At 75.7% G+C, this 5,804-nt stretch carries 5 protein-coding genes and 1 pseudogene; all 6 read left to right on the forward strand.

Annotated features, from left to right (window positions below):
- A partial coding sequence (locus NWP10_RS10205; RefSeq protein ID WP_375162486.1) for an ABC transporter permease occupies nucleotides 1-1,022 on the forward strand: 1,022 nt, incomplete at its 5' end.
- Nucleotides 1,022-1,813, forward strand: coding sequence for an ABC transporter ATP-binding protein (locus tag NWP10_RS10210; RefSeq protein WP_258300830.1), 792 nt, complete (start codon nucleotides 1,022-1,024; stop codon nucleotides 1,811-1,813). The genes NWP10_RS10205 and NWP10_RS10210, both read left to right, overlap by 1 nt.
- 10 nt (nucleotides 1,814-1,823) lie before the next feature.
- Nucleotides 1,824-2,342 (forward strand): TetR family transcriptional regulator, encoded by a 519-nt coding sequence (locus NWP10_RS10215; RefSeq protein ID WP_184173567.1) that lies wholly within the window; start codon nucleotides 1,824-1,826, stop codon nucleotides 2,340-2,342.
- Nucleotides 2,343-2,535: 193 nt separating this feature from the next.
- On the forward strand, nucleotides 2,536-3,966 hold the full coding sequence (locus tag NWP10_RS10220) for an RNase H family protein (protein ID WP_258300831.1): 1,431 nt from the start codon (nucleotides 2,536-2,538) through the stop codon (nucleotides 3,964-3,966).
- A gap of 4 nt (nucleotides 3,967-3,970) precedes the next feature.
- Nucleotides 3,971-5,413, forward strand: coding sequence for a sodium:alanine symporter family protein (locus NWP10_RS10225; protein ID WP_258300832.1), 1,443 nt, complete (start codon nucleotides 3,971-3,973; stop codon nucleotides 5,411-5,413).
- Between the two features lie 211 nt (nucleotides 5,414-5,624).
- Nucleotides 5,625-5,804, forward strand: a pseudogene (locus tag NWP10_RS10230) (hypothetical protein); the annotation flags it as partial.

The raw sequence follows: 5,804 nt of genomic DNA on the forward strand, positions 1-5,804 counted from the left end.
TGCGCGATCGCCGTCAGCTCCAGCCCCTCCCAGTCCCCGCCGTGCAGCTCCATGAGCTGCTCGTCCAGGGCCAGGTCGGCCGCGCCCACGCGCGCCTCGAGGAGGATCTCGGCGGTGCGGCGGGCCCCCGCCCGCCGGCGGGGGACGGCCCCCCCCGCCGCGCCCTGCGGCTGCGCGACGCCCCGGTGCGCCGGCTCACCCGCGCGGACGCCGCGCCCGTGGCCGTCACCCTGGCGACGGCGCTGCTCGTCCTCGCGCCGCTGGCGACCCTGCTGCTGCGCTCCTTCCACTCGAGCGAGGGCTGGGGGCTGCGCAACTACCGCCTGCTCGCCTCGAGCCCCGGGGCAGGGTTCTCCGGCGGCGTCACCCCGGCGCAGGCCCTCGAGCACTCGCTGCGGATCGCGCTGGACGCCACGCTGCTGACCCTGCTGATCGGCGTCCCGCTGGCGCTGCTGCTCACCCGGCCCGTGCGCTCGGCCGCGGGGCGGCGGGCCCAGCGCGGCCTCGACGGCGCCCTGCTGCTGCCGCTGGGCGTCTCCGCGGTGACGGTGGGCTTCGGGTTCGTGGTGTCCCTGCGGGCGGAGGCGCCGGCGCTGGCCGCCTCGGGCGCCCTCGTGCCCATCGCGCAGGCGGTGGTGGCGCTGCCGCTCGTGGTGCGCTCCCTGGTGCCGGTGCTCGGCGCCGTGGACCCGCGGCTGCGCGAGGCCGCCCGCACCCTGGGCGCCGGCCCGCTGCGGGTGCTGGCCACCGTGGACGGCCCGTTCCTCCTGCGCGGGCTGGGGGTGGCCGCCGGGTTCGCGTTCGCGGTGTCCCTGGGCGAGTTCGGCGCCACCAGCTTCCTCTCCAGCCCCGACTACCAGACCCTGCCCCTGCTGATCGTGAAGCTCCTCGGCCGGCCCGGGGCGGACAACTACGGCATGGCGCTCGCGGCGGCCACGGTGCTCGCCGTGCTCAGCGCCGGCACCATGATGGCCTGCGAACGGCTGGGCCCGCGGGCCGCGGCCTCACGAGGAGGGATCTGATGGCACGCACCACGAGGACGTCCCGGGGCGCGACCCCGGACCCGGCACCCCGGGGCCACGACGACGGCAGGGCCGGCCGCGACCCCGCCGGCCTGCGCCTGCGCGCGCTGAGCGTGGCCTACCCGGACGGCACCACGCCCGTGCGCGGACTGGACCTGGAGCTGGCCCCCGGGGAGATCGTGGCCCTCGTGGGCGCCTCGGGCTCCGGCAAGTCCACGGTGCTGCGCGGGATCGCGGGCCTGGAGGACGTGGTGGGCGGCGTCGTCGAGATCGACGGCGAGGACGTGGCCGCGGTGCCCACGCACCGGCGCGGCGTGGGGATGGTGTTCCAGGACGGGCAGCTGTTCCCCCACCGCAGCGTGGCCCGCAACGTGGCCTACGGGCTCGAGGCCGCCGGGTGGCCGCGCGAGCGGCGCCGGGCGCGGGTGGCCGAGCTCCTCGAGCTCGTGGACCTGGCGGAGCTGGCCGAGCGGCCCGTGCAGTCGCTCTCCGGCGGCCAGGCCCAGCGCGTGGCGCTGGCCCGCTCCCTCGCCCCGCGGCCCCGCGTGCTGCTGCTGGACGAGCCGCTGTCCGCGCTCGACGCCGACCTGCGGGCCCGCCTGGCCGTGCAGATTCGCGAGGTGCTGCGGGCGGCGGGGGTGACCGCCGTCGTCGTGACCCACGACCTCGCCGAGGCCGCCGTGATGGCCGACCGCACCGTGCGCCTGGGCGCGGGCGGGCGCCTGGCAGGGCCGGGCGAGGGCGAGCCTGGCGAGGGCGCGGGGCCGGGGCCGGACGGCGACGCGCGGTAGCCTCGAGCGCATGAGCTCACCACCCCGCGCCGGCTCCTCCCGCGGCCGCCTCAGCGCGACGGACGTGGTGGACGCCGCCGTCGGGATCCTGCAGGACTTCGGCATGGGCGACCTGTCCATGCGGCGCGTGGCCTCGGTGCTCGGCGTGCAGGCCTCCGCCCTGTACTGGCACGTCCCGGACAAGCAGACCCTGCTGGCGCGCGTGGCGGACCGGATCGTCGCCGAGGCCGAGGAGGCCGTGCGGCACCGCGGGATCGCCGACCTCGCCGGCCGCGCCGAGGTCGCGGAGGCCGCCCTGCTGCGCCACCGCGACGGCGCCGACGTGGTCCTCTCCGCGCTCGCCCTCGGGCTCGGCGGACTCGGCCTGCACGCCCTGCTCACCGAGGCGGCGCCCACCCCGGAGGAGGGCGAGCGGGCCCTGGCCCTGCTGCTCGGCGGCGTCTCCCTGCGCCAGCAGCGGGCCCAGGCCGAGGCCCTCGGCGTGCGCGTGGGCCCGGACGTGCAGCGCCACCGCACGGATCCGCTGTGAGCCCGGTTCGTGGTCGCACAGGCGGACAGACCTGCCTGCCCGACGCAGGTGTCGGTATGGTCGACCATTAAATCGACCCGGGCAGACCGCATTCCCTTTGCGGAGGAATGCGCCTCCCGGCAGGACCAGCAAGGCCGCCCCGGACCCGGCTGACACCTCCGGCGCGGTCCCCCCCGACCACCAGCCGATGCCTATGGGAGCCAGGATCAACCACCCGCGGACGGCCGTCGACCGCTCGCTGCACCACGACGTCGCCGCCGGCCACCCCGCGGCGCTCGTCGACGTGGGCTGGGAGTTCCGTGGACCCGGCGCCAAGGCCGCCGAGCGACACGCGCCGCTGCGCGTCGTCCGCGCCCGCCGCCCCCGGGGCATCCCCTACGACCGGCCCGCCGTCGACCTCACCGACCGCCGCCCCGCCGCCCCGCGGCCCGCCCCGCCCCGCACCCGCGTCCGCCCCGACGGGGTGCGCGTGGTGGCCGGCCCGCTGGCCATGCTGCCCGGCGTGGACCACGGCCCGGCCCTGCGCATGGATCTGCACCCGGTGCCCGGCGGCATCGTCTACGTGGCCCGGGACCTCGTGCTGCGCGAGCTCGGCGACGACGTCCGCGGCCACGTGCACGCGGGCATGGTGGGCACCGCCCAGCTCCACGCCTTCTGGTCCACGGTGACCGTGGACCTGCCCCCGGACCGGCCCGTGATCGTCCGCCTGCGCTCGGACCGGGACGCCGAGCTGCTGTCCCTGCTGGAGGTCCTCGCCCCCATGGAGATGCGGGTGGTGTCCTACCGGCTGGACGAGTCCCCCGTGGGCACCCAGCGCTCCAGCTACCTGCTGCCGGACGTGGACCCCGAGATCGTGGCCCGCACCGAGTCCCCCCGCGTCCCCCTGGAGGCCATCGAGGCCACGCAGGAGGAGGAGGACGCCCTGCGCCGCTCCTCGGGCGTGTTCCTCTCCCGCCGCCGCACCGACCGCTTTCTGCGGCGTACCCTCCCGACCGTCACGCACAGCCTCTCGTTCTCCGACGAGGCGGACGTGGCGGACGTCTACGTGGACGGCTCCGTGCTGCGCGGCTCCCGGATCGGCGGCGCCGCCGCCGTGGGCGGGCCCAGCATGTGGGCCGTCCAGGCCGTCAACGGGGCCACCACCCCCCTCGAGGTGGAGCTCGAGGCCCTCGTGCTCGGCCACGTGGTCAGCGCCTGGGCCGGCGTCCCCGGCGAGCGCGTGACCATCCACTCCGACTCGCGCGCCGCCCTCGCGCTGCTCAACGCCGCCCGCCGCGAGCGGCTGACCCTCGGCGGCGCCCGCGGCGAGCGCGTCCGCCGCACCCTGCGGCGCCTGCTGGCCGCCGTCGACCTCGCCCAGGCCGCGGACGTCCGCGTGGAGACCACCTGGGTCAAGGGGCACGTGGGCGTGCAGGGCAACGAGCTGGCCGACGACCTGGCCCGCGCCGCGGCCCGCCACGCCGGCGTGGGCACCTCCGAGGAGGACCTGCGCCGCCGCCTGGACCGGCTGATCGACCTGCACGAGGAGGCCGAGGCCGAGGCCGGGCAGACGCCTGCCCGGGCCGAGGCGGCCGAGGTCCACCGGCCGATGCTGCCCAGGCGGTCACCAGGCCCTAGGCTGTGACCTTGTGGAAGCGATCACAGCGGCGGTCTCCGCCTTCAACGACAAGTACTGGTACGTGGTCATGGCGCTGCTGTTCACGGCGGGCGTGTGGTTCACGATCCGTACCGTGGGCGTGCAGGTGCGCATGCTCCCGGAGATGCTCCGCTCGGTGACGGCGGGCTCGCAGAATGGCTTCGAGAACGACGGCGTCAGCCCGTTCCGCGCCTTCACCATCTCGGCCGCCTCCCGCGTGGGCACCGGCAACGTGGCCGGCGTGGCCATCGCGATCGTGATCGGCGGACCCGGCGCGGTGTTCTGGATGTGGATGCTGGCCCTGATCGGCGGCGCCACCGCGTTCGTCGAGTCCACCCTGGCCCAGCTCTACAAGCAGAAGGGCGACGACGGCTACTACGGCGGCCCCGCCTACTACATCCGCGACGGGCTGCGCTCGAAGTGGCTGGCGGCCGTGTTCGCCGTCGCCATCACGGTGACCTACGGCTTCGTGTTCAACGCGGTGCAGTCCAACTCCATCTCCGAGTCCGTGCAGGCCAACTGGGGCTTCTCCACCACCACCGCGTGGATCGTGGGCGTCGCCCTGGCCGTGATCACCGGCCTCGTGATCTTCGGCGGCGTGCGCCGCCTCTCCGCCGTGACCAACGTGGTCGTGCCCGTGATGGCCGTCTTCTACATCGTGCTGGCACTGATCGTGATGGCCGTGAACATCACCGAGATCCCCGGCATGATCGCCCTGATCGTGGGCCACGCGCTCGGCTTCGAGGAGGTGGCGGGCGCCGCCGTCGGCATGGCGATGATCATGCAGGGCGTGCGCCGCGGCATGTTCTCCAACGAGGCCGGCATGGGCTCGGCCCCGAACGCCGCCGCCACCGCGGCCGTCTCCCACCCCGCCAAGCAGGGCTTCGTGCAGTCCCTGGGCGTGTACTTCGACACCCTGATCGTCTGCTCGGCCACCGCGTTCATCATCCTGCTGTCCAACCCGGCCTACGGCGACGGCGAGGCCCTGGGCATGGCCGTCACGCAGGGCGCCCTGCAGCAGGCCGTGGGCCAGTGGGCTGGCCCCGCGCTGACCGTGATCATCTTCTTCCTGGCCTGGTCCTCCGTGCTGGGCAACACCTACTACGGCGAGGCCAACATCCGGTTCCTGGCCGGCCGCTACGCCGCCCCCGCCATCACGGTGTTCCGCGTGCTCGTGCTGCTGTGCGTGATCGGCGGCGCGCTCGGCTCCGTGGTGCTGGTGTGGAACCTTGCGGACACGTTCTCCGCGCTCATGGCCACCATCAACCTTGTGGCGATCATCCCGCTGGGCGGCCTGGCCGTGAAGCTGCTCCGGGACTACGAGCGCAAGCTCAAGGCCGGCGAGGACCCCGGCTTCCACGTCTCCGACCTGCCCGAGGCCCGCAACGTGGCGCTGTGGCAGGACACGCCGGAGACCGCGCCGCTGCAGAAGTGAGCCGACGCCGCCGGGCGCGACGCCGGCCGGTCCGGGAGCCCCGGGCCGGTGCGGGGGTCGTCCCGGCGGCGTCCGTCTCAGCGGCGTCCGTCCCAGCGGCGCCCGTCCCAGCGGCGTCGAACCCTGGACGGATCAGGGGGGCGCGGGCCTACGTTGGCTCTCACCCGACCGGCCGTGCACCGCGGCCGGCCCGACGTACGAGGAGGACACCATGGGCATCCTGTCCGGCATCACCCGTGCACTCGGCGGCAGCCGACGCCGCCCCACCATCGGCGCGAGCACCTACGGCCGACGTCGCTCCAGCGGTGCCGGCGGCGCCCTGCTCGGCACGCTCGGCGGCCTCGCGCTGCGCGAGCTCTCCCGCCGCAGCTCCGGCGGCACCGCGCGGGGC

Source organism: Micrococcus sp. HG099 (assembly GCF_024723355.1).
GTDB lineage: Bacteria > Actinomycetota > Actinomycetes > Actinomycetales > Micrococcaceae > Micrococcus > Micrococcus endophyticus.

Bases quoted from the DNA above. Each gene is read 5' to 3' on its own strand.
- NWP10_RS10215 (WP_184173567.1), top strand. From the start codon at position 1,824: ATGAGCTCACCACCCCGCGCCGGCTCCTCCCGCGGCCGCCTCAGCGCG.
- NWP10_RS10210 (WP_258300830.1), top strand. From the start codon at position 1,022: ATGGCACGCACCACGAGGACGTCCCGGGGCGCGACCCCGGACCCGGCA.
- NWP10_RS10220 (WP_258300831.1), top strand. From the start codon at position 2,536: ATGGGAGCCAGGATCAACCACCCGCGGACGGCCGTCGACCGCTCGCTG.